Below are 19,580 nucleotides of genomic sequence, written 5' to 3' on the forward strand. Positions count from 1 at the left end.
ATGCCTGAGATACACATCAAGAACCAGAAGCCGCGGCTCGAGCCGCCAGCGGACCCCGTCCCGAAGGAGCTGGCAGCAAGCTGGTACGTCGCGCTGGCCTCCGGCGAGCTGCGCGGGCAGCCGAAGGCGTTCCAGCTGTTCGGGCGAGACGTGGTCGCCTGGCGCGAAGCGAGCGGGCGACCGGCAGTCGCGGGCCGGTACTGCCCGCACCAGGGCGCCAGCCTGGCACTGGGGGCCGTGGTCGACGGCTGCCTCCGCTGCCCCTTTCACGGCTGGCGGTTCGACAGCTCCGGCGCGTGCGTCGAGGTTCCCCGCTCCCAGCGCATTCCCACGACGGCGCGACTCGACTCATACCCGACCATCGAGCGCTTTGGTTACATCTGGGTGTGGTACGGGACCCGCACACCACTTTTCGAGCTTCCCGGCTTCCCGGCTCTTGAGGAGGAACAGGAACACTATCTGGGGTTCCGCTACACCGACTGGACCGCCGGTCACCCCCGCCAGCTCCTTGAGAACGCGTTCGACTACTTCCATTTTCAGACCCTCCACAGCCTGCCCCTGGACCGTGCGGAGTTCCGGGTCCTCTCCGATCCCGAGCAGGCCGCGGACAACGGTCCCCCGATCGACAGGGAGGCCTATCTCGGGGGCTGGATGGAAGGTGTCGTGACCCCGGGGCATCCCCTTCGTCGGCCTCGGCACTGGCTGGTCGCGGCCGGCGCCACCTTCTTCACGGGGGACGCGTTCCAGCTCCTGATCGACGGGTGGCCCGGTGGCCAGCGCTACACCGGCTATGTCGGCGGCAGGGAGATCTTCAAGTACCTGATGGGAATCACCCCGACCGCGAACGGCTCGACCATCCAGCATGCCTGGACCGGCGTCCGCCGCAGCGACCGGCGCTGGCGAACCTGGCTGAACGTGGCGATGCTCATCGGGCAGAGCAGGGCCGGGACTCTCCAGGACATGCCGATCTACGACTACACTCAGGCGCACGTCGGCACGGCCAGGATGTTCTACGACACCAACCTGATCAGGTTTCGCCGGTACTACAGGTCATGGGTGGACCGGGTGGCAGAAGGCCAGGGGGAGCCGCAGCCGGCCATGGCCCGCATCCCGGGAGCCGGCGCGTCATGACCGGAAGCATCGTGACCGGAGATCTCGTGACCGCGGAAACCGAGCCGCCGCAGCCAGGCCTGGCCGCGGGCTGGTACATCGCGCTTCCCTCCGAGGAGCTGGGAAAGCGCCGTGGCCAGCCTCTCACCCTGTTCGGCCGTGAGCTGGTCGCCTGGCGCGACGGCACGGGGCGACCTGTGATCATGCGGCGGCACTGCCCGCATCTCGGCGCCAGTCTCGCCTTCGGCAAGGTCGTGGACGGAACGCTCCGCTGCCCTTTCCATCACTGGCATTTCGACGCGGCGGGCGCGTGCACACACGTGCCGGGGACGGACCGGCTTCCCCGCCGTGTGGCGCGGCGGTCCTATCCGACCGACGAGCGCTACGGCTATGTCTGGGTCTGGTACGGGAACCCGGAGCCGAGTTACCCGGTGCCCGCCGTGCCCGCGCTGGCGGAGGGCCGCGAGGCCTACCTCGGCTACCAGTTCTCGCACGTGACCACCGCCTCGCCTCGACGAGTCCTGGAAAATGCTTTCGACTGCGCTCATTTCGGCACGCTGCACCGGGTCCGGTCAGGCGGTGGCCTGAAGATAAACATTCTCACGGAACCGTCAGCAACGGCCGAAAACGGTCCGCCGATCGGCGGTGATGCCTCGATCGCCGCGGCGATGGAGACAGATATCCTCGATCTGCCGCCGACGGTCCGGGCGCTGGGTATTCGGGCGCGGAAGTTCACTCTCCTGATCGACGGATGGCCCGGCGGCCAGCGCCTGACCTTCCTCCTGGACGGCCATGTTCTCGCCAAGGAGTTGCTTGGCATCACTCCCACGTCCGACGGCCGCACCGTCCTTCAGGGCTGGTCGCTCATCCGCCGGACGGGCAACCGGGCGCTCGACCACCTGATTCGCCTCGCCTATCGGGCCCAGCACGAGTGGGGAACCAGGGAGGACCTCAGGATCTACCGGCACGCGAGCGACGTCGACGGCACCGTGCCGGTCACGGCCGACCACGGTGTCCTGAAGTTTCGGAAGCATTACCAGCGCTGGGTTGATGCAGCCCTTCCGGACGATCGCGCGTGCATGTCGTGAGCGCCCCACGACAGCTGACGGAGCCCACCGCCCGGGAAGCCCTCAACCTCGCCGCCGGCTGGTACGTCGCCATGCCGTCACGGCAGCTCGGGTCGCGCCCTCGGGCGCTCACGCTGTTCGGGCGCCCCCTCGTCGCCTGGCGGGACGCCCGCGGCGCTGCGTCGCTGATGCGACGGCACTGTCCGCACATGGGCGCCAGCCTGGCGGACGGCAGGATTGTCGACGGCCTGCTGCAGTGCCCTTTCCACGGCTGGCGTTTCGACGCCCTGGGCACCTGTCAATCGATCCCCGGCCAGGCCAGGATCCCCGCGGCCGCCTCGCGGCCGGCCTACCCGACGGTCGAACGATACGGATACCTGTGGGCCTGGTACGGAGGTCCCCACCCCCTGTATCCGCTCCCGGAACTGCCCGCCGCCTTCGACAGGCTGGGCTGGCATCGCGGCTTCCGCCTCGCCGACAGGACCAGGGCAACGGCCCGCAGAATCCTGGAGAACACCTACGACCCCGATCACCTGGTGGACCTCCACGGGCTTGAGATCGCGGGCCCGATGACCCTCCGGCTGCTCGACAGCCCGGTGGACACGGCGACCAACGGGCCGCCCATCGTGGCCGACGCCTGGTTCGGTGCCGAGCTGACCTGGCCCCGGTACATCGGGAGGACGGGTGCCATCGCCCACGCGGTCGGCGTCAATGCCGACAGCTTCCTGCTCCGCGTGGACGGATGGCCAGCGGGCCAGCGCGTCTCCTACTACTCGGACGGCGTCCTGCGGTACCAGCTCCTGCTCGCCGTCAGTCCGGTCGGGCCCAACGAAACCATTCAACATATCGCCGTCGCGGTCACGCCCGCCGCACGCGCCTGGAAGAACATAACAAAATACCTGGTTGACAGGCTTGAGGTCACCTTTGCGTCGAACCAGGATCTACCGGTGTTCGACAGCATACGAGCGGGAGACAGGCACGGAATCTATCTTGAGAGCGAGTACGGCCTGCGGGCCTTCCGCAAATACTATCAGTCCTGGGTGGACCGGGTGAGCGTCGATGCGTGACGTACGCCCGCTGCGGGAGTTGCGTTCCGGCGACCGGGACACGGTCGGCGCCAAGGCCGCCAATCTCGGCGAGCTCATATCCGCCGGCTTTCCGGTTCCCGACGGTTTCTGCCTGCCCCAGGCGGTGTATCACCGCACGGTCGGGGACAAGGTCCGCCCACTGCTTGCGCAGCTCGACGCGGCTCTTACCGAGGACGCGACAGATGACCAGATCCGACCGATCTCGGCGGCCATGCGGGCCACGGTCGAGGCCACGGACGTTCCCGCCGGGCTCGCTGCGGATGTCGCGCAGGCCCTTGCGGCATGGCGTATCGCTGACGTCCGGGTGTCGGTCCGTTCCTCAGCGACGTGGGAGGACACCGACGCGACGAGCTTCGCCGGCCAGTATCGCAGCGAACTGGGGGTCCCGCCGGCGGCCGTGCTCGATTCCGTACGGCGTTGTTGGGGCTCGCTGTGGGAGCTTCCGGCCATCCGCTATCGGCAACGGCATGGAATTCCGCACGGTGCGGTCGGCATGTCCGTGATCGTCCAGCTGATGGCCGAGGCCGAGGCCGCCGGCGTGCTCTTCACCGTCGACCCGCGGGACGCCGCCGCCGACCGTCTGGTGATCGAGGCCACCTGGGGCTTCGGTGAGGCGCTGGTGAGTGGGAAAGTCGATCCCGACCGTTTTGACGTCGACCGGTCCGGCGCCACGCTGCGCCACGCGCACGTCGCCGACAAACGGCAGATGGTCGCGTATCCGTCGCACAGCGGTGCGGGCGGGGTCGATTTCGTCGACGTTCCGGACCAGCGACGGCGGGCACCTTCGCTCACGGCGGAGCAGGTTGCCGAGCTGGCCAGCCTCGGCCGCGCGATCGAAACCCATTTCGGTGCCCCTCAGGACGTCGAATGGGCCGTTTCCGGAACGACTCTCACGATTCTGCAGGCCCGTCCCATCAGGCTGCCGGCCGCCGATGAGCCACCGCCGCCCGCGGCCGACTGGACAAGTCCGATCGAGGGCGCCTGGTGGGCGCGGATAAGCATCTGTGATTCGTGGCTGCCCGAACCGCTCTCGCCGCTTTTCGCGTCGACTCTTTTCCCGTGCCTGGTCCGGCACTGGCAGCGGAACTGGGCCGGACCGGACTCCGCCCAACGCAACAACCGGCTGCTGCCCACACCGATGACGGGCGTCATCAACGGCTTCGCCTACCTGCGCTTCGACTATCACCTGAACCGGTATCCCCGACACGCCGCAGCCATGGTGCTTCGATTCTTCCGGTTCCATCTCGGCCCGCTGCGCAGGCAGTGGCAGCGGGGCATCCTGCCGCGCCACTCCGAACGCATCGAGGCGGCCAACCGTCGGGACCTCACCCGCCTGGACAACAACGAGCTGCTCGGGCTGATCGACGGGGTGCAAGAACTCAGCGGACGCTACTGGGGGATCATCGGCGGTCTGGCCTGGTACTGGAACGTATCGGAATGGCTCCTGGCAACCGTCTATCCCTGGGTCGCCAGGGCTGGTACGGGCGCGGGACTTCCGATCGGCCCCGGACCCCTGCTGCAGGGCTACCCGAGCCGCACTCTCGACGTCGAACTGGAGCTCGCGGAGCTCGCGCGCCATGACGCCGACGGGGCCGAGTACACGGCCGAGTTCGAGCGGTTCATCGGCCGGCAGGGCCACCAAGTGTACAGCCTCGACTTCGCCAGCCCGACCCCCGCCGAGGACCCCGAAGTCTTCAGGGCAACCATCGAAGCGTACCGGAGCGGAACGCGTCAGCAACCGCAGGAACGAATCGACGCGCTGGCCGCGCAACGGGAGGACCGGCTACGGACGATAAGAAAGGCCCTCCGGTTCGCGCCGGTGAGACGCGGCGTCCTCCACCTGCTTCTGCGGTGGAACCTCCGTCAGGGCCGGCTCCGGGACGAGGTTCTTTTTCACTTCACCCGTGGCTGGCCGGTGCTGCGCCGGGCGTACCTCGAACTCGGTCGCCGGCTGGTGGCGGCAGGCGTCCTGACTGAGCCCGACGATGTCTTCTACCTCACCGGTGACCAGGTGAAACGGCAGCTTGCCGCGCTTGACACCGGCGTGGCCGGCGACGACCTCACCAGCGTCGTCCACGAGCGGCGCCGGCTCCGCGAACAACAACGCCTGCTCAGCCCGCCGATACAGGTCCCGCAGGACGCCCGGATCTTCCTCGGCAGGAGGGACGTCACCGCCCTGGCAGTTTTCGGCCCCCGTCCGAGAGGGGCCGAGGATGACGGGCTGCGAGGCTCTCCCGTCAGCCCCGGTCGAGCCACAGCACCGGCCCGCAGAATAAGTTCCACCGACGACTTCGGCCGGCTACGGCCCGGCGAGATCCTAGTCGCCCCTCATCTCACGCCAGCCTGGTCGCCACTGCTTTCCATCGCGGCTGGTGTGGTAACAGATACCGGCGGCGCGCTGTCGCATGGCTCGATCGTCGCGCGTGAGTACGGAGTTCCCGCGGTTATGGGAGTTCACGGCGCGACCCACATTATCCAGGATGGCCAGGTCGTTACGGTTGACGGCGATCGGGGTCTCGTACTCCTGCAAGGAGTTGAACGTGGCGGCAGACTCTCCGCTCAGCAGCTGGACGCCTCCCCTCGATAACTCGGTCACCCTCCGGGCAGCCTATGAACGGATGCCGGGCTACGAGGCCGACGCGATCCCAAGATATGTTCGGCTGCTGGAGAACCCCGCGAGCCCGATCGCTCTGGCCGGAGCCGTCGACCTGTTCGGCCACGACTGCATCCACATCCTGTTGGGCCGGGGGATGCGTCCGCGAGACGAAGCCTTCGTCATCGGGGTAACCATGGGTGCCAGCGGCGAACTCAGATCCTGGCAGTACCACGCCTACCTCTTCTGCAGCCGGTATCTGTTCCGCGGGCCCTACCGCTTCGGTCCGTTCGAACGGACAATCTTCCAGCTCGGTGTCAGATTTGCGCAGGCTACCGGAATCCGTCCGCTGCACTGCGTCGGCTGGCGACAGCAGCTAGACCGAACGCTCGGCGACCTCCGATCGGACCTGCGGATCGACCTGCGGAACCTGACGACGGTATGGGAGATGGAGCAGCTGATGGCCGATTCCGCGGCCCTGCCCTTCGCCACGTAGCCGGGCCGGCGTGTCACCGGCCTTCGGAGAGCCGATCTAGGCGGGGAAGGAAGACATGGTTACCTTCAGGATCGGTGCCGGTGCCCTGCGCCGGCTCGAGCTCGCCTTCAAGATCGTCTGCTTGTCCGGCATCGCCATTGCCCTGGTCTGGTTCCTTCGTGGTCTGGACGTCACCACGTTCCGGGAGAGCATCGAGGATGCGTCGCCGGTGCCCCTGCTGCTGGCCTTCGGTACCAACCTTCTGGTCCAGTACCTGCGGGCCGCCGGCTGGCGGGCGATGCTCGCGCCGCGGCACGGGATTTCCCTGCGTCGCCTGGTCCGTCTCGAACTGACGGCCCAGGCTGCGTCGACGATCTCGCCGGCGCAGGGCGGCGAGATCGTCCGCGCGTGGATGCTGAAGCGGGACTGTGGCGTCCCCGCCTCGACATCCGGCGCGCTCCTCGTTCTGGAGAAACTGTTCGGCTCGCTCGCCATGGTCGTTCTGGTGGTCGGGACTCCATGGCTGATACCGGGACTGCCCTGGTGGGTGATCGTCGCACCGTTCCTGTTCGGGGCGGTCATCTGCGTGCTGCTGCTCGTCCTTGTCCTGTTCGCGCGGCATCCGCGCGATGCGCAGCAGAGCACCTTCGTCCAGCGGGTGGCCGACGGTATGTATGTGCTGAGAAACCCCCGGCGCATGCTTGTGATCTTCTCGTTCGCGGTCCTAGGTGAGCTGGTCGACCTCGTCGCCGTGATCCTGGTGATACACGCGCTCGACATACACCTCTCCCTTGCCGAGTCCGTGCTCGTCCTGTTCCTGATTGATCTCATGAACCTGATACCCGCCGGCCCCGGCCAGTTCGGCAGTTTCGAGATCGCCGCGGTTTCCGCCGTCGAGCTGTTTCCGGTACGGCCCGAGCCGGCCCTTGCGTTTGCCCTGCTCTTCCACCTACAGCAGCAGATTCCGCAGCTTGTGATCGGGCTGCCTTTTCTCGTCCGGGTTCCGTTTGGTAGGATACGACGAGAGCCGGTCGGGACGCGAGACGACGAGTTTTCGGTCGCAAGTCCAGAAGGCCAAAGCTGAGCGCGAGCCCGGTCTTGTCGGCAAAGATTCGGACCGGAGGTCAGAGTGCGTTGGCTCCTGCTGCTCGGAGCGATCGGATCAGAGGTGATCGCCACCTCGGCGCTCAAAATGAGCGACGGGCTCAGCCGCCTGACGCCCACCGTCATCGTCGGCGTCGGCTATCTGGCCGCTTTTATCCTGCTCGGAAAAGCGATCAAGCAGCTGGAGGTGAGTACCGCCTATGCGATCTGGTCCGGGCTGGGAACCGCGGCGATCTGTCTCATCGGTGCCTTCGCATTCGGCGAGTCGTTGACCGCGGCGAAGACAGTCGGAGTGCTGCTCGTTATCGGGGGCGTCGTAGTACTCAATCTCGCGGGTGCCAGCTGAGGCCGTCCCGTCCAGCGCCCTCGGTCACGTCTGGCAACCTCGTCGTGGCTGGCCCGCACGAAGACAACAACTGCCACCTTCCAGGCGGCGCGATGCCGTGAGTGCCACGAGGAGAGTGTTCTCACGCGATGAGCAGAAAGCTCTTCTGGATGCGATCGCTGAACGAGATCGGCGTCCTGGTCAGAGCAGTGGGAATCTATCGGGATTTTGTCGCGCAGGTGTATTTTCCGGCGCAGGGTCTTTCGCGGTGGCAGCGACTGCGGTGCGCTCCCGTCCTGCTGCTCGTCGAGTACCTCGTTTACCGGGTGGACGCGGTCGCGGAGCTAACGCGGCACGCGAGTTTCGACGATGCCGACAATCGGCGGCTGGCCATTCTGGAGGCCTACAAGGAACGGTTCCGGGCCCTGCTGCGCCGCCTGCACGCGTACAACGACGCCATCGCCGCCCAGCTTGACCTCGGCGAGGAGTTCGTCCGCCTGGAGAACAAGGCGACCTCCGGCCTGGCTACCGGCCGGGAGGACGTGCTGCGCCTCGCCGAGCTGAGATCAACCGATGTCCGCCTTCTGCACCTGATGATTTTCGCGCTTACCCGGCAGTCTGTCGACGAGCAGCTGGTCGGATTGCTCTGGCCGGTGGAGGTGCTGGCCGACATCGCGAACGATCTTTCTCACTACCAGCGAGATGTCGAGAGCTCGACCTTCAACGTCCTGGATTCGTTTACCCGACTGTACGGCGCAGCGGCGCCGGCCGAACTTCGCGCCGTGATGGATCACTACGAAGCGCAGTTCCAGACGCTGCTGGCCGGGTTCCCGGCGGATCGCCGAGCGGACCTGGCGCGGCTGTGCACGCGAAGATTCAGGCCTGGAATCGATGTGATTCCGGTGCCCCGGTTGGCGGAGAAGTCCGTCGCGCCCGGGTCCGGGTGACGGGATGAGATCCGACATCACCTACATCACCGGCCTGGTCTGCGTCTCGTTCTGGGTTGTGGCCTACGCGGGTATCATCTATCGCGGCGCCCAAGAGAAGACATTCGGCATGCCGGTCGCCGCGCTCGCCGCGAACCTCTCCTGGGAGGCTGCCTACTCCTTTTTCATCGATCCGTTTGCCGATGAGATTCACCTCCTGAGCATCGTCTGGTTTGTGATCGATCTCGTTATCCTTTGGCAGGTCTGGCGGTTCGGGCCGCGGGAGTTCGAGGACAAGCTCTCCCGTCGTGGCTTCAACATGATGCTTCTCGGTGGGGTAGCGATTGCGTTCCCGGTCGTCTACCTGGGCTTCTCGGAGTTCCACGATCCGGACGGCGAGTACACCGGCTTCGGCGTCAACTTTATGATGTCGATACTGTTTGTGGCGATGCTCCTGGAGCGCGAGAGCCCGCGAGGCCAGTCGATGTACATCGCGGTGTCGAAGTTCTTCGGAACCTTCTTCGCGTGGCTGGCGACGGCCTTCACGGTCACGACTAACAAGGCCGAGCCGTGGCCGGACAGCTTCGGCTCCTTCGTCATTGACAGCGTCACACATGACACCTACCCGCTGACGAGGCTCATCAATGTTCTTTATCTAGTGACATTTCTGGTGGACATTGGGTACATCGTGACGTTGCGGCGCCATCTCATCGCGGCCAAGATGAGCCCGTGGCGACATTTCTAAGGGCGGGAGAATCCCGGCGCGCCTCGCACCGGCGGAGCCCGGCCGTGCGCTGATACGCGCCACCGGGCCTCGCCGGCTACGGCCGCCGAGCCCTGCGGCCTACTGGAAGCGGCGAACGTAGCGATGCTGCCAAGGCGTCTCCACCGCATGGCGAGCATAGTTCGTCCGTATATAGTCAACTGCCTCGCCCGGGGCGATTCCGTCGAGCACGGCGATACAGGCGAGTGCCGTTCCAGTCCGCCCTTTTCCTCCGGAACACGCAATTTCGACGCGTTCCGAGTCCGCACGCGTCCAGGCTTCGTGAATGCTGCGTGCCGCGGCCTCTCGATCGGATGGCAGCCGGAAGTCGGGCCATCGTATCCACCGACTCTCCCAGGGGACCGCAGGTGGTTGACGTCCCACGAGGTACAGTCCGAACGATGGTTCACTTCCGTCCGGAAGCGGCTGTCGCAGCCCCCTGCCGCGGATAAGCCGGCCCGACGGGAGTGCCAACACTCCCGGCGCCCCAGGTTCCCATGTCGTCATTGTTCTGATGCTAACACCACGTCCGTCGCGACAGCGGACCGGGAAGTGGCGGGCAGCGGCTCGGCCGCGACACACCGGTTGATGAAGAGCATTTCTCCCGGTCGGGTCGAGGCTCACGACCGCCACGTGGATGCACTTCAGCGCGGCGGTCTCGTTCGGGAAGTGTCCGCGGGCCCGGACCCTGCGGGGTGCCAGAAGTCGGCTTGGACCCGTGAGCTGGGGTGATGCGACGGTGCGGCAGCCGGCATAATGGTCAGTCATGTTCGTACGCCTGCTCTATCTGATCTTCGTGCGGGTGTGTGGCTGGTTGGTTATCCTCGGTCGTTCGTCGGCGTCAAAGGATATCGAGCTGCTGGTGCTGCGGCATGAGGTCGCGGTGCTGCGCCGTACCCAGCCCAAGCCCCGGTGGGACTGGGCGGACCGGGCGGTGCTCGCCGCACTGATCCGACTCCTGCCCAGAGCGCTGCGAGCGCACCGGCTGGTCACGCCCGGCACCGTCCTGCGGTGGCACCGCCGTCTGATCGTACGGACATGGACCCATCCACAGCGGATGGGTCGGCCACCGGTCGGCACGGAGATCGTGACCTTCATCGAGCGGCTCGCGACCGAGAACACGACGTGGGGCTACCAGCGGATCCAGGGCGAGCTGCTCAAACTCGGTCACCGGGTGAGTGCCTCCACGATCCGACGGGTCCTTCAGAGCAGTCGAACACCATCACCGTCTTCGGCGCCTCCGGCGGGTTGACCGAGGTGACCTCCGGATGCAGCACAGGTGCCCCCCGTGCTACCAGCCCGTTGTAATGATCGGCGTACAGGATGCCGGAGGCGACCTGCAACGCCGACCCGGAGGCGTAGCGGACCAGCTCGGGTGACTGCCAGTTCGAGGTGTGGCTGGCCTCGGCCATCGCCTGCCACAACCCGACGTACGCGGCCACGGCCCGCTGCCCGGCGATCTCGGCGGGCGAGATCGGCGACGGCGACACCGAGGGCGATGCGGTGGCGCGCGGCACGGAGGGGGCCGAGGTCGCGGCTGGCCCCGGTTCGGAGGTGTGATCCGAACTGCACGCACCCATCACAGTGACGGCCAGCAATACACCGGCCGTGGCCCACCGCGCCGGCCTGCGGCCCGTGGGGAGTTCCGAACGAGGAGCCACTGCATCCACCTCGCAACGTCCGGCGGCGGTCCGTCCCCCCTGTGCTGCGGACCGTTTCCCTCCATGCGTACCTCGCCGGAACGCCAGCGGGCCGTTCCAACTCGGAAGTGGGAACGGCAACCCAGCGCAAAATGACCCGTTATGACCACATCGTGTCTAGTCCATACGGGTGCGGGATGTGGCATAACGGGACCATTCACCGCTGGGAAATGGGGGAATGCTGGCACCGCGCCCGCCCGGCGACACCACAGAAACCGAGGGAGGCAGCCTTCTGGGCCCCCGTTTCACCGTCGACCGGCGGCGCCTACCCGTCGTCCCGGCCGAGCCGAAGGGCCTCACCCAGATCAGCTGTGGTGGGGCTTGTCGGCCAGCGTGCGGCCAGGTCGGCGTGCAACCGCCGCAGCCGTGGCAGAAGCCGGACGGACCCCGTCGCGGCGATGATCGTCGCCGCCTCGATACCGGCTGTGCCGGCGAGGTCGGGGCTGTCGGCCTGGAGGTAGGCGGCGGCTAGGTGGCAGAGGAACTCCGCCGCCCAGCCGGAGGTGCGGGCGTCGCCGAGGCCGGCGAGTCCGCGGGTGAGGCAGGCGATCGCCTCCTCGTTGGAGGCCGGGTCGTCGCGGCCGAGGTAGCGGCAGACCCAGCCGCGTTCCAACGCGTAGAACTCCGGCGTGTAGTAGTAGATCCACGCCGGGGCCGCCTCGCCGTCCGCCGCTGCGGCGGCAGCGAGATCGGCGCCCCGAGCCAGCGCCTCGACCGCCGGCCGGCGGCGGCCCGCGAGCGCGTGGGCGCGGGCTTCCTGGTGGGCGTCGTAGGCCCGCTGGCCCACCCACACCCGCTCGTCCCGCGACGCCGCCCGCGACAGGCCCACCGCGGCGTCGAGCTGGCCGAGGTGGAACGCCAGATGACCCTTGAAGCTGATTGTGGTCGCGTGCAGGGTGGTCGCGTCCACCTCGAACGCCCACTCCGCGGCCCGGTCCAGCCAGCCACGGGCCGCCGCCCACCGGCCGGTGGAGATGTGCAGCCAGCCGGCGAACTCCGCCCACTGCGCCCCGATCTCCACCAGCGGCCCCCGCACCTGCCCCGACGCCTCGCCGATCAGCCGCTCCACCTCACCCAACTGCGCCATGACCGGGACCAGTAGCCGGGCCGAACCGATCAGGTCCTCGGTCGCCCGCTGCTCGGCCAGGATCGCCGCCAACGACGCCACCACCCGACCATCCACACGGCTCGGCCGCGACACCGCACGGCGTAGCCGCTCCTGCTCGTCACCGTCGAGAAACCCGGTCTCTCCGGCGGAGGCCATGGGCTGTGGCGCGCCGCGGTTGCCCTGCTCGTGGCGGAAAAGGTCGTAGGCCATCGGCCGGGTCCGAACCGCCCCCACAGTCCCGGCAGACTGCGTGCTCCTGCGCCCCCGAGGCGCGGAATCCACCGTGTTCCGCTGCATGCGATGGAGGAGGAGCCGGTCCTGCGGGCTCAGCCGCTCCCGATCCTCAAGATCGAGGAGGCGATGAACATCGGTGCCGTACACAACGGCGAGTAGCGCGAGCACCTGCGGAGTTAGCCGTCGCCGGTCGGGGCGCGGCCAGTTCTCCACCTCGCTCAACCGCGGAGCGGTCATCACCGGTATGCCATCTGGATCGAAGCCGGTACGGGTGGCATGAGTGTTGATCTGGTTGGCGGCTTCCTGCAACGTCCATCCGAACGCATGCCGGAACGCCGCCCGAGGGCGGAGCCGGTAGCGGCGGGCGAACTCGACCGCGGCTTCCTCGTGCGTCATCCCGGCCGCCCGCATCCGCGCACGCAACTCGTTCTGCTCCACCCGCAGACTCACCCGCGCCACCCGCCCCACCTCCATCCCTCGCGGTGACCGCGCTGGAAAGTCGAACCGCACCGCTATGGATCTCTTCCACCGTAGCGGGGACAATCACCAGCCCACCGCTCCGCCGAAGCGCGCTCGGCAGCGACACCTTCTCGTCGTCGGACTGGCACAGCAGCCGTTCTCCTCGCGACCTGACAGCGCCAGGGTTCGCTTCGATCACAAGATCAGGAAAGATCGAGTTTTCGCGAAGCCTTGACACCTGCGCCAGCGGCACCCTGCCGGGGGTAGCCGCTCAAAACGGAGAGGACCGGTACGGCTACCCGGGGCAGGGGCTATGCCGGCACAGTGAGGCTCCCGGACCACGCCAGCGCGTCCGGTCGTGCCCTCGGCACCCGGGGCACGACCGCCGTGGGTTCCCGGCGGCAGTGGGGGCAGCGGGCCGGTTGGTGCGCGCACGCGATGGCGTCGATCACCAGCCGGTCCGCCGGGCGCATCCGTGCGCGGTCGTGGACGTCCACAAGGCTGTGGACGTCGGTCCCGTACACCGAGGCCAGCAGCACCAGAGCGTGCGGCGTGGGCCTGCGCCGCGCGGACGGGTACGGCCAGTTCTCCACCTCACTGAGGTGGGGAGAGGTCATCGCAGCCCGGCCCAGCGGATCGAGATTGAGATCGGCGGCGTGGGCGTTGATGTGCCCCGCGGCCTGCGTCAAACTCCACCCGTGCGCGTACCGGAACGCCGCACGGGGCCGGTACCCGTACCGCGCCATGAACTCCTCGGCGATCTCCCCGTGTGTCCTGCCCGCATCCACCAGGGCGACCCGCAGAGCGTCACGCTCCGCTCGTACGCTGATCGCGCGCATGATCGTCCCCTCTCGGGTCACGTCGCCGGGCGGCGGGCCACGCCGGTCACGGCCTCGGGCGCGCGCTGGCTGGGCGGGGGCCAGTGCCACGGGTCCAGTCCACGCAGCGCGTCCGCGACCCGCCGCAACGTCTGCGGATCGGTGCGGTAGACGACCGGGGCCGCAGGCTCCGGCACCGCCAACGGCGCCCGCGCCGGCAGCGCCACGCCAGCACCTGCTGTCTCCGGCCGCAACCCGCCCGGAACCTCCCCCCATACGACCTTTCCACCCGATTTGACCCGGTACCAGGACCATGAGCTGCACAGCGCATCCACCAGAACCAGGCCACGCCCGTCCTCGCTGAACACGTCCGGACTCTTCATCTCGGGGCCGACGTTGCTGCTGTCCCACACCTCCACCACGACCTGCCCGCGCGTGGCCGTGAGCCGCACGGCCAGCACGTCCTGCGGACGGCTCACCTTCACCGCGTTGGACGTGATCTCCCCCACAACGAGTTCGACGGTGCCCACAGTGTCGGTGTCCACTGACCAGCCCAGCAGCGTGGCAGTGGTCCTCGCGCGCACCTCGGGCACAGCGGCGGCTGTCGGAGGGAAATGCGCCACCGCCACCCGGATCACCGCCGGCTGGTCGGCCGCTGTCATGCCGAGCCCCTCGGGCTGCGGACGGCGCGCGACGGGTGTGGATGCCGGTGATCGTGATGCTCATGTGCGGGTGTACTGTCCGCTGTCGCCGTCGATGGCCTGTGGAGTGACGGCAGGTCGCAGCCCGGCAGGACGGCGAACTCAGCCCATGCCACCAGCTCACAGCGCGCGTGTGACAGACGGCGGCTGACCTTCGCGACACGATCGTCAACGGTCAGGGGAAGACGGGTAAGCGCCTGCCGCATCCGCCCGTGCGCCCACTCGTGGGCGGTATCGAAGTCAGCGAACGCCCCGAGCGGCTGCCCGTCCGCGTCCCACACCACGAAGCGGTGTCCGTCCATGGCACCTCCCGGTCTAGCATGGCTTGATGCAACGATCCACGTTGCTGCAACAGCATGCAAGAGTCTCAGGGAAACTTTGGTTGCCGTGGTGCGTGTAGCGTCCGACCTGGACGATCACCTGTGATCCGGAGTGGAGGGGCCTGCTGATGCCTCGGCGTCCACCGTCGGCGCGTGCCCGTGGGCTCGGCGCTGAACTTCGCGACCTGCGTCTCGGCCTCGGGAAGACCAGCCGCGCTGTAGCCGAAGGCTTGGGGTGGTCTCCCAGCACACTTAGCCGGCTGGAGAACGGCCTACGCGGCATCACGGTCGAAGACGTCGCGGCGCTGCTGGTCGTCTACCAGGTCACCGGTCCGGAGCGAGATCGCCTCCTCGCGCTGGCGCGGGAAGTCGACAGGCCCGGCTGGTGGGAGACCGGCCTGCCGGGACTGCCCAACCAGCTCACGGCGCTCATCGGCTTCGAGTCGCAGGCCGAGAGGATCACCGAGGTGGGCATGCTGCTTGTGCCCGGCCTGCTCCAGACCACGGAGTACGCCCGCGCCGTCATGGTCGGCGGAGACGTCCCCGCCCACGAGATCGAAGCGCGGGTGGTTACCCGACTCGGCCGGCAAGCGCTCCTGAGTCGCGCAGACCCGCCCGAGCTGCATGTGATCATTGACGAGTCCGTTCTACGCCGCCCGGTCGGCGGCCCCGCCGTGATGGCCGCGCAGCTACAGCACATCCTCACCGCGGCATCCCGGCCCACGATCACCGTGCAGGTTCTCCTCAGCGCACTCGGGGCGCATCTCGGCACCGCCGGGTCGTTCGTGCTACTGGAGTTCCTCAAGGCGCACGCCATCGTCCACCTCGAACACCTACGCTCCAGCCTGTTCGTCGACGAACCCGGCGACGTCGCCCCGTTCATGCAGGCCCGGGATACGCTGGCACAACAGGCTCTTGACCCCACCGCATCAGCGGACCTGCTGGCATCCGTCGCAGACGAGTACCAAGGGAGGTGAGCACGACGGATCTGACCAACGCTGAATGGCGCAAATCGAGTTACAGCGCGACGCAGACCACCTGCGTAGAGGTAGCACAGGTTGATGAAGTCGTTGCCGTCCGTGACAGCAAAGACCCCACGGGCCCGGTTCTCGTCTTCACCCCCGACGAATGGGCGGCGTTTCTAGCCGGCGTACGAGACGGCGAATTCAACCATTAGTGGCGCGACATGGTGATGCAACCAGCGAGACGATACAGGCCCACCCGATCTCAGGTGCAGGGTGACCCGCAAAGTCTGTTTGTGCAGGTAGACGGTGTGAGACGGGGTGCGGGGGGCTGGGGCCGGTGGTGGTGTGAGGATCCGGGCCCGGCTGCTGTTTCGTCGCTGTGAGTAGCGCGTGTGAGGGTGGGTTCCGGCGCCGGCGGAAACGCCACCGATGACGTTCTGTGACAGCCGGTGGGGTGGGTGGGGCGGTGGGGCCGTGGGGTCCGGGGGAACAACGGCGGGCCACCACGGTGAGGGTGGCTGCGGTGAGGCAACGGGGTCCCGGTAGGACGGGGATTGCCTAGATCACCAGCCGTAGGGAGCCCCGTTGCCGGTCCAGTCTCGCATGCCCGTCACTCCCACCGATCTCGGACAGGCCGGGTCGGGGCAGCTGGTCCGGATGCGGCGGTCGCTGCGGGTCCTGGGGGCGCACGGCGGTGAGGTGCAGGGGCTCGCCGACGTACTCGCCGGGGTGCCTGACCCGCGGGACCCGCGAGGGATACGTCACCGGCTCCCGGTGATCCTGGGACTGTCCGCCGCAGCGGTCGCCGCGGGGGAGAAGTCGGTGGAGGAGATCGCGGCCTGGGCTGCGCACGCCCCGACGCAGGTCCTGACCGCTCTCGGGGCGCGGGTCCATCCGGTGACCGGGCAGCCGCAGGCACCGTCGGTGGACACGATGATCCGGGTCCTGTCCGCGGTGGACAGCTCGGCGCTGGCGAGGGCGGTCGGGATGTTCGCCGCGGCCCGCGCCCGCCAGGCCCGTGGTGGTGGGCGGCGGGTGGTCGCGGTCGACGGGAAGACCCTGCGTGGCGCGGCTGGGCCTGAGGGGCGGGCACCGCACCTGCTCGCGGTCGCCGAACACGGCACGGGTGTGGTGCTCGCCGAGCATGAGGTCGGCGCGAAGACGAACGAGGTCACCGCGTTCGCACCGCTGCTCCGCGAACTGCATTCCCATGATCCGCTGGATGGGGTGGTGGTGACCGCTGATGCGTTGCACACGACCCGCGCCCACGCCGACCTGATCGTCACCGAGCTGGGAGCGCACTTCGTGTTCACGGTGAAGGCGAACACCCCGGCGTTGTCGGTCGACTGCCACCAGGCGACCGACTGGACGAAGATCCCGATCGGGCACAGCGCCGAGGGCAGGGCCCATGGACGGTTCGAACGACGCACCATCCAGCTGGCCCAGGCCAGCGAGGCGATCCGTGCCCGCTATCCCCATGCCCGCACCGTGGCGCGGATCCGCCGTCATGTCCGGCGGACCGTGACCACCGGCACGGGCCGGGCCCGGGTCACCCGGACGATCCCGAGCACTGTCACGGTCCACGTCCTGACGAGCCTCACCCTCGACGCGGTCACACCCGCTGATCTCGCGGGCTACGCCCGAGGGCATTGGACGATCGAGAACAAGGTCCACTGGGTGCGCGATGTGACGTTCCGTGAGGATGCCTCGCGGGTTCGGACCGGCCCACTGCCCCGCATCATGACCACACTCCGTAACCTGATCATCGGGCTGATTCGCCTCGCTGGCCATAACCGCATCGCCCCGACCATCCGCAGAATCCGACACGACAACGCCCTGCTCCTGGCCATCCTCACTCTCGACAACCCCGCTGACCTGCATCAATGACTTTGCGGGTCACCCTGATCTCAGGTGGGCCTGTATCGTTCGCGTAACGATCAAGGATCGCGCGATGTCGCTCGTGAATAACGACTACATCCGTTCCGGTGCCGCGATCCCCAGCAAATCGAGTCCTTGCCTCAAGGTCCGGGCCGTGAGGTGGCACAGAGCGAGACGGTTGGCACGGGTTGAGGGGTCGGCTTGCAAGACGGGGCAGGCTTCGTAGAAGTCGGTGAAGGCGCGGGCGAGTTCGTAGAGGTAGTTGCACAGCCGGTGGGGTTCGAGCAGGCGGGCGACTTCGGTGAGGGCGCCGCCGAAGGCATCGAGTTGGAGTGCGAGAGCGCGTTCCGCTGGGTGCAGAGCCAGGGCCACGTCGACGGTGGCCGTCATGTCGCCGGCCTTGCGGAGAATCGACTGGATACGGGTGTGGGCGTATTGGAGGTAGACGCCGGTGTTGCCGTCGAAGGAGACCATCCGGTCGACGTCGAAGACGTAGTCCTTGGTGCGGCTGGTCGACAGGTCCGCGTATTTGACCGCGCCGATACCGGCGGCCTCGGCGATGTGGTCGAGGTCGTCGTCGGTGAGGGCGTGATCTTTCTCGGCGACGGTGGCTCGCGCCTTGCCGGTCGCGGCGTCGAGAAGATCCATGAGTTTGACGGTGTCGCCGGCCCTGGTCTTGAAGGGTCGGCCGTCGGGGCCGAGGACCGTACCGAACGCGACGTGCGCGACGTCGACTGCATCGGTGAGCCAGCCGGCGCGGCGCGCGGTCTCGAACACCAGCCGGAAATGGAGGGCTTGGCGGGCGTCGACAACGTAGAGGAGCCGGTCGGCGTGCAGGTCGCGGATGCGGTAGCGGATGGTGGCCAGGTCGGTGGTGTCATAGCCGTAGCCGCCGTCGGTCTTGCGGACCATCAATGTGGCCGGGTCGCCGTCGGGGCCGGTGACTTCCTGGGAGAGGACGACCAGCGCGCCTTCGCTGTCCTGCGCGATCCCGGCCGCGGTCAGCTCGTCAACGATGTCGAGTAGGCGGTCGTTGTAGAAGGACTCGCCCGCGGAGTCCGATGGTTCGAGGAGGACGCCAAGCCGGTCGTAGATCTGCCGGAAGGCGACCTCGGACTCGGCCACGATCTCCCGCCACCGGGCGACGGTGTCCTCATCGCCAGCCTGCAACGCGACGACACGGGCCCGTGCACGGTCAGCGAACCCGGGGTCGGCGTCGAACTCCTTGCGCGCGGCCCGGTACAGGCTGTCAAGCGCGGAGACCGTCGACGTTCCAGGCGCGAGGTCGTCGCTGTGCCAGGTGGCGTCTGGATGCTCGTCAAGGTATTGGATGAGCATGCCGAACTGGGTGCCCCAGTCACCGAGATGGTTCTGTCGGATGACCTCGGCGCCGAGGAAGCCGAGCACCCGGGCGAGCGCGTCACCGATGATCGTCGTGCGCAGGTGGCCGACGTGCATCTCCTTGGCGATGTTCGGCCCGGAATAGTCGATCACGGTGCGGCGGCTCTGTTCCGGCAGGTCGATACCGAGCCGTGGGTCGGCTAGCCGCGCCGCGACCTGTGTCCAGACCGTGGCATCGGCGAGGGCCAGGTTGAGGAAGCCGGGGCCGGAAACGGTCACGTCCGCGACGGCCGTCGAGCCGTCGGCACGAAGCGCGTCCGCAACCGCGGTGGCCAGGTCGGCAGGCTTGGTGCGGGCTCGCTTCGCCAGGGCCAACGCGGCGTTGGACTGGAAGTCCGCGTGTTCCGAGGGACGCACCACCGGGTCGGCGCCGGCCGCCTCGGGCAGCACACGGTCGATCGCGGCGGATACGGCGATCTCGACCTGGTTGATGAGCGAGCGTACGGTCTGCGCGGTCACGCTGAAGTCCTCCCTGGTTCGCGTGTCCATCCTCCCAGGCGCGGGCTGTTCTCCCGCGGCGGGACGCCACAGGCGAGCCAGCAGGG

Annotated in this window: 18 protein-coding genes and 1 pseudogene; 14 read left to right on the plus strand and 5 right to left on the minus strand. The window is 67.9% G+C overall.

Annotated features, from left to right (window positions below):
- From FRANCCI3_RS13535 to FRANCCI3_RS13575, 9 genes are all read left to right on the plus strand, one after another.
- On the plus strand, positions 1-1,131 hold the full coding sequence (locus FRANCCI3_RS13535; RefSeq protein ID WP_011437082.1) for a Rieske 2Fe-2S domain-containing protein: 1,131 nt from the start codon (positions 1-3) through the stop codon (positions 1,129-1,131).
- Positions 1,128-2,198, plus strand: a complete 1,071-nt coding sequence (locus FRANCCI3_RS13540; RefSeq protein ID WP_011437083.1) for an aromatic ring-hydroxylating dioxygenase subunit alpha — start codon at positions 1,128-1,130, stop codon at positions 2,196-2,198. Before FRANCCI3_RS13535 ends, FRANCCI3_RS13540 begins: the two co-directional genes overlap by 4 nt.
- A complete protein-coding gene (locus FRANCCI3_RS13545; RefSeq protein ID WP_011437084.1) occupies positions 2,186-3,244 on the plus strand; it encodes an aromatic ring-hydroxylating dioxygenase subunit alpha in 1,059 nt (352 codons plus the stop codon). Before FRANCCI3_RS13540 ends, FRANCCI3_RS13545 begins: the two co-directional genes overlap by 13 nt.
- Positions 3,237-5,852, plus strand: a complete 2,616-nt coding sequence (locus tag FRANCCI3_RS13550; RefSeq protein ID WP_011437085.1) for a PEP/pyruvate-binding domain-containing protein — start codon at positions 3,237-3,239, stop codon at positions 5,850-5,852. Before FRANCCI3_RS13545 ends, FRANCCI3_RS13550 begins: the two co-directional genes overlap by 8 nt.
- Positions 5,806-6,354 carry a hypothetical protein gene (locus FRANCCI3_RS13555; protein ID WP_011437086.1) on the plus strand — a complete coding sequence of 183 codons (549 nt, stop codon included), beginning with the start codon at positions 5,806-5,808 and terminating at the stop codon, positions 6,352-6,354. Before FRANCCI3_RS13550 ends, FRANCCI3_RS13555 begins: the two co-directional genes overlap by 47 nt.
- A gap of 55 nt (positions 6,355-6,409) precedes the next feature.
- A complete protein-coding gene (locus FRANCCI3_RS13560; RefSeq protein WP_011437087.1) occupies positions 6,410-7,417 on the plus strand; it encodes a lysylphosphatidylglycerol synthase transmembrane domain-containing protein in 1,008 nt (335 codons plus the stop codon).
- 45 nt (positions 7,418-7,462) lie between these two features.
- A complete protein-coding gene (locus tag FRANCCI3_RS13565) occupies positions 7,463-7,783 on the plus strand; it encodes a DMT family transporter (protein ID WP_011437088.1) in 321 nt (106 codons plus the stop codon).
- Positions 7,784-7,911: 128 nt separating this feature from the next.
- Positions 7,912-8,709, plus strand: a complete 798-nt coding sequence (locus tag FRANCCI3_RS13570) for a hypothetical protein (RefSeq protein WP_011437089.1) — start codon at positions 7,912-7,914, stop codon at positions 8,707-8,709.
- A gap of 4 nt (positions 8,710-8,713) precedes the next feature.
- Positions 8,714-9,433, plus strand: a complete 720-nt coding sequence (locus FRANCCI3_RS13575) for a hypothetical protein (RefSeq protein WP_011437090.1) — start codon at positions 8,714-8,716, stop codon at positions 9,431-9,433.
- Between the two features lie 99 nt (positions 9,434-9,532).
- Here FRANCCI3_RS13575 and FRANCCI3_RS24645 read toward each other — a convergent pair whose 3' ends face one another.
- Positions 9,533-9,958 (minus strand): protein-tyrosine phosphatase family protein, encoded by a 426-nt coding sequence (locus FRANCCI3_RS24645; RefSeq protein ID WP_076806164.1) that lies wholly within the window; start codon positions 9,956-9,958, stop codon positions 9,533-9,535.
- Positions 9,959-10,217: 259 nt separating this feature from the next.
- Between FRANCCI3_RS24645 and FRANCCI3_RS13580 the strand changes: the two are divergent.
- Positions 10,218-10,673 (plus strand): annotated as a pseudogene (locus FRANCCI3_RS13580) (helix-turn-helix domain-containing protein); the annotation flags it as partial.
- Positions 10,674-10,843: 170 nt separating this feature from the next.
- Complete coding sequence (locus tag FRANCCI3_RS27010; protein ID WP_157493398.1) at positions 10,844-11,011, plus strand: hypothetical protein; 168 nt, start codon at positions 10,844-10,846, stop codon at positions 11,009-11,011.
- 405 nt (positions 11,012-11,416) lie between these two features.
- Here FRANCCI3_RS27010 and FRANCCI3_RS25370 read toward each other — a convergent pair whose 3' ends face one another.
- The 3 genes from FRANCCI3_RS25370 to FRANCCI3_RS13595 all read right to left on the minus strand — a co-directional run bounded on the left by FRANCCI3_RS25370 (position 11,417) and on the right by FRANCCI3_RS13595 (position 14,432).
- Complete coding sequence (locus tag FRANCCI3_RS25370; protein WP_023840970.1) at positions 11,417-12,952, minus strand: hypothetical protein; 1,536 nt, start codon at positions 12,950-12,952, stop codon at positions 11,417-11,419.
- Positions 12,953-13,263: 311 nt separating this feature from the next.
- Positions 13,264-13,791 (minus strand): hypothetical protein, encoded by a 528-nt coding sequence (locus FRANCCI3_RS13590; protein WP_011437095.1) that lies wholly within the window; start codon positions 13,789-13,791, stop codon positions 13,264-13,266.
- 17 nt (positions 13,792-13,808) lie between these two features.
- Positions 13,809-14,432, minus strand: a complete 624-nt coding sequence (locus FRANCCI3_RS13595; RefSeq protein WP_011437096.1) for an ATP-binding protein — start codon at positions 14,430-14,432, stop codon at positions 13,809-13,811.
- Between the two features lie 487 nt (positions 14,433-14,919).
- On the opposite strand from FRANCCI3_RS13595, the gene FRANCCI3_RS13605 reads away from it, so the two are divergent.
- From FRANCCI3_RS13605 to FRANCCI3_RS13610, 3 genes are all read left to right on the plus strand, one after another.
- Complete coding sequence (locus FRANCCI3_RS13605; protein WP_011437098.1) at positions 14,920-15,768, plus strand: helix-turn-helix domain-containing protein; 849 nt, start codon at positions 14,920-14,922, stop codon at positions 15,766-15,768.
- The gene (locus FRANCCI3_RS24660) at positions 15,765-15,968 is read left to right on the plus strand and encodes a DUF397 domain-containing protein (RefSeq protein ID WP_011437099.1); all 204 of its coding nucleotides are present in this window, start codon (positions 15,765-15,767) and stop codon (positions 15,966-15,968) included. Before FRANCCI3_RS13605 ends, FRANCCI3_RS24660 begins: the two co-directional genes overlap by 4 nt.
- Positions 15,969-16,359: 391 nt before the next feature.
- The gene (locus tag FRANCCI3_RS13610) at positions 16,360-17,643 is read left to right on the plus strand and encodes an ISAs1 family transposase (RefSeq protein WP_049760812.1); all 1,284 of its coding nucleotides are present in this window, start codon (positions 16,360-16,362) and stop codon (positions 17,641-17,643) included.
- 84 nt (positions 17,644-17,727) lie between these two features.
- Here the strand turns inward: FRANCCI3_RS13610 and argS are convergent, their stop codons facing one another.
- Complete coding sequence (argS, locus tag FRANCCI3_RS13615; protein ID WP_011437100.1) at positions 17,728-19,524, minus strand: arginine--tRNA ligase; 1,797 nt, start codon at positions 19,522-19,524, stop codon at positions 17,728-17,730.
- Between the last annotated feature and the right edge of the window lie 56 nt (positions 19,525-19,580).

Source organism: Frankia casuarinae (genome assembly GCF_000013345.1).
In the GTDB taxonomy this organism is placed as follows: domain Bacteria; phylum Actinomycetota; class Actinomycetes; order Frankiales; family Frankiaceae; genus Frankia; species Frankia casuarinae.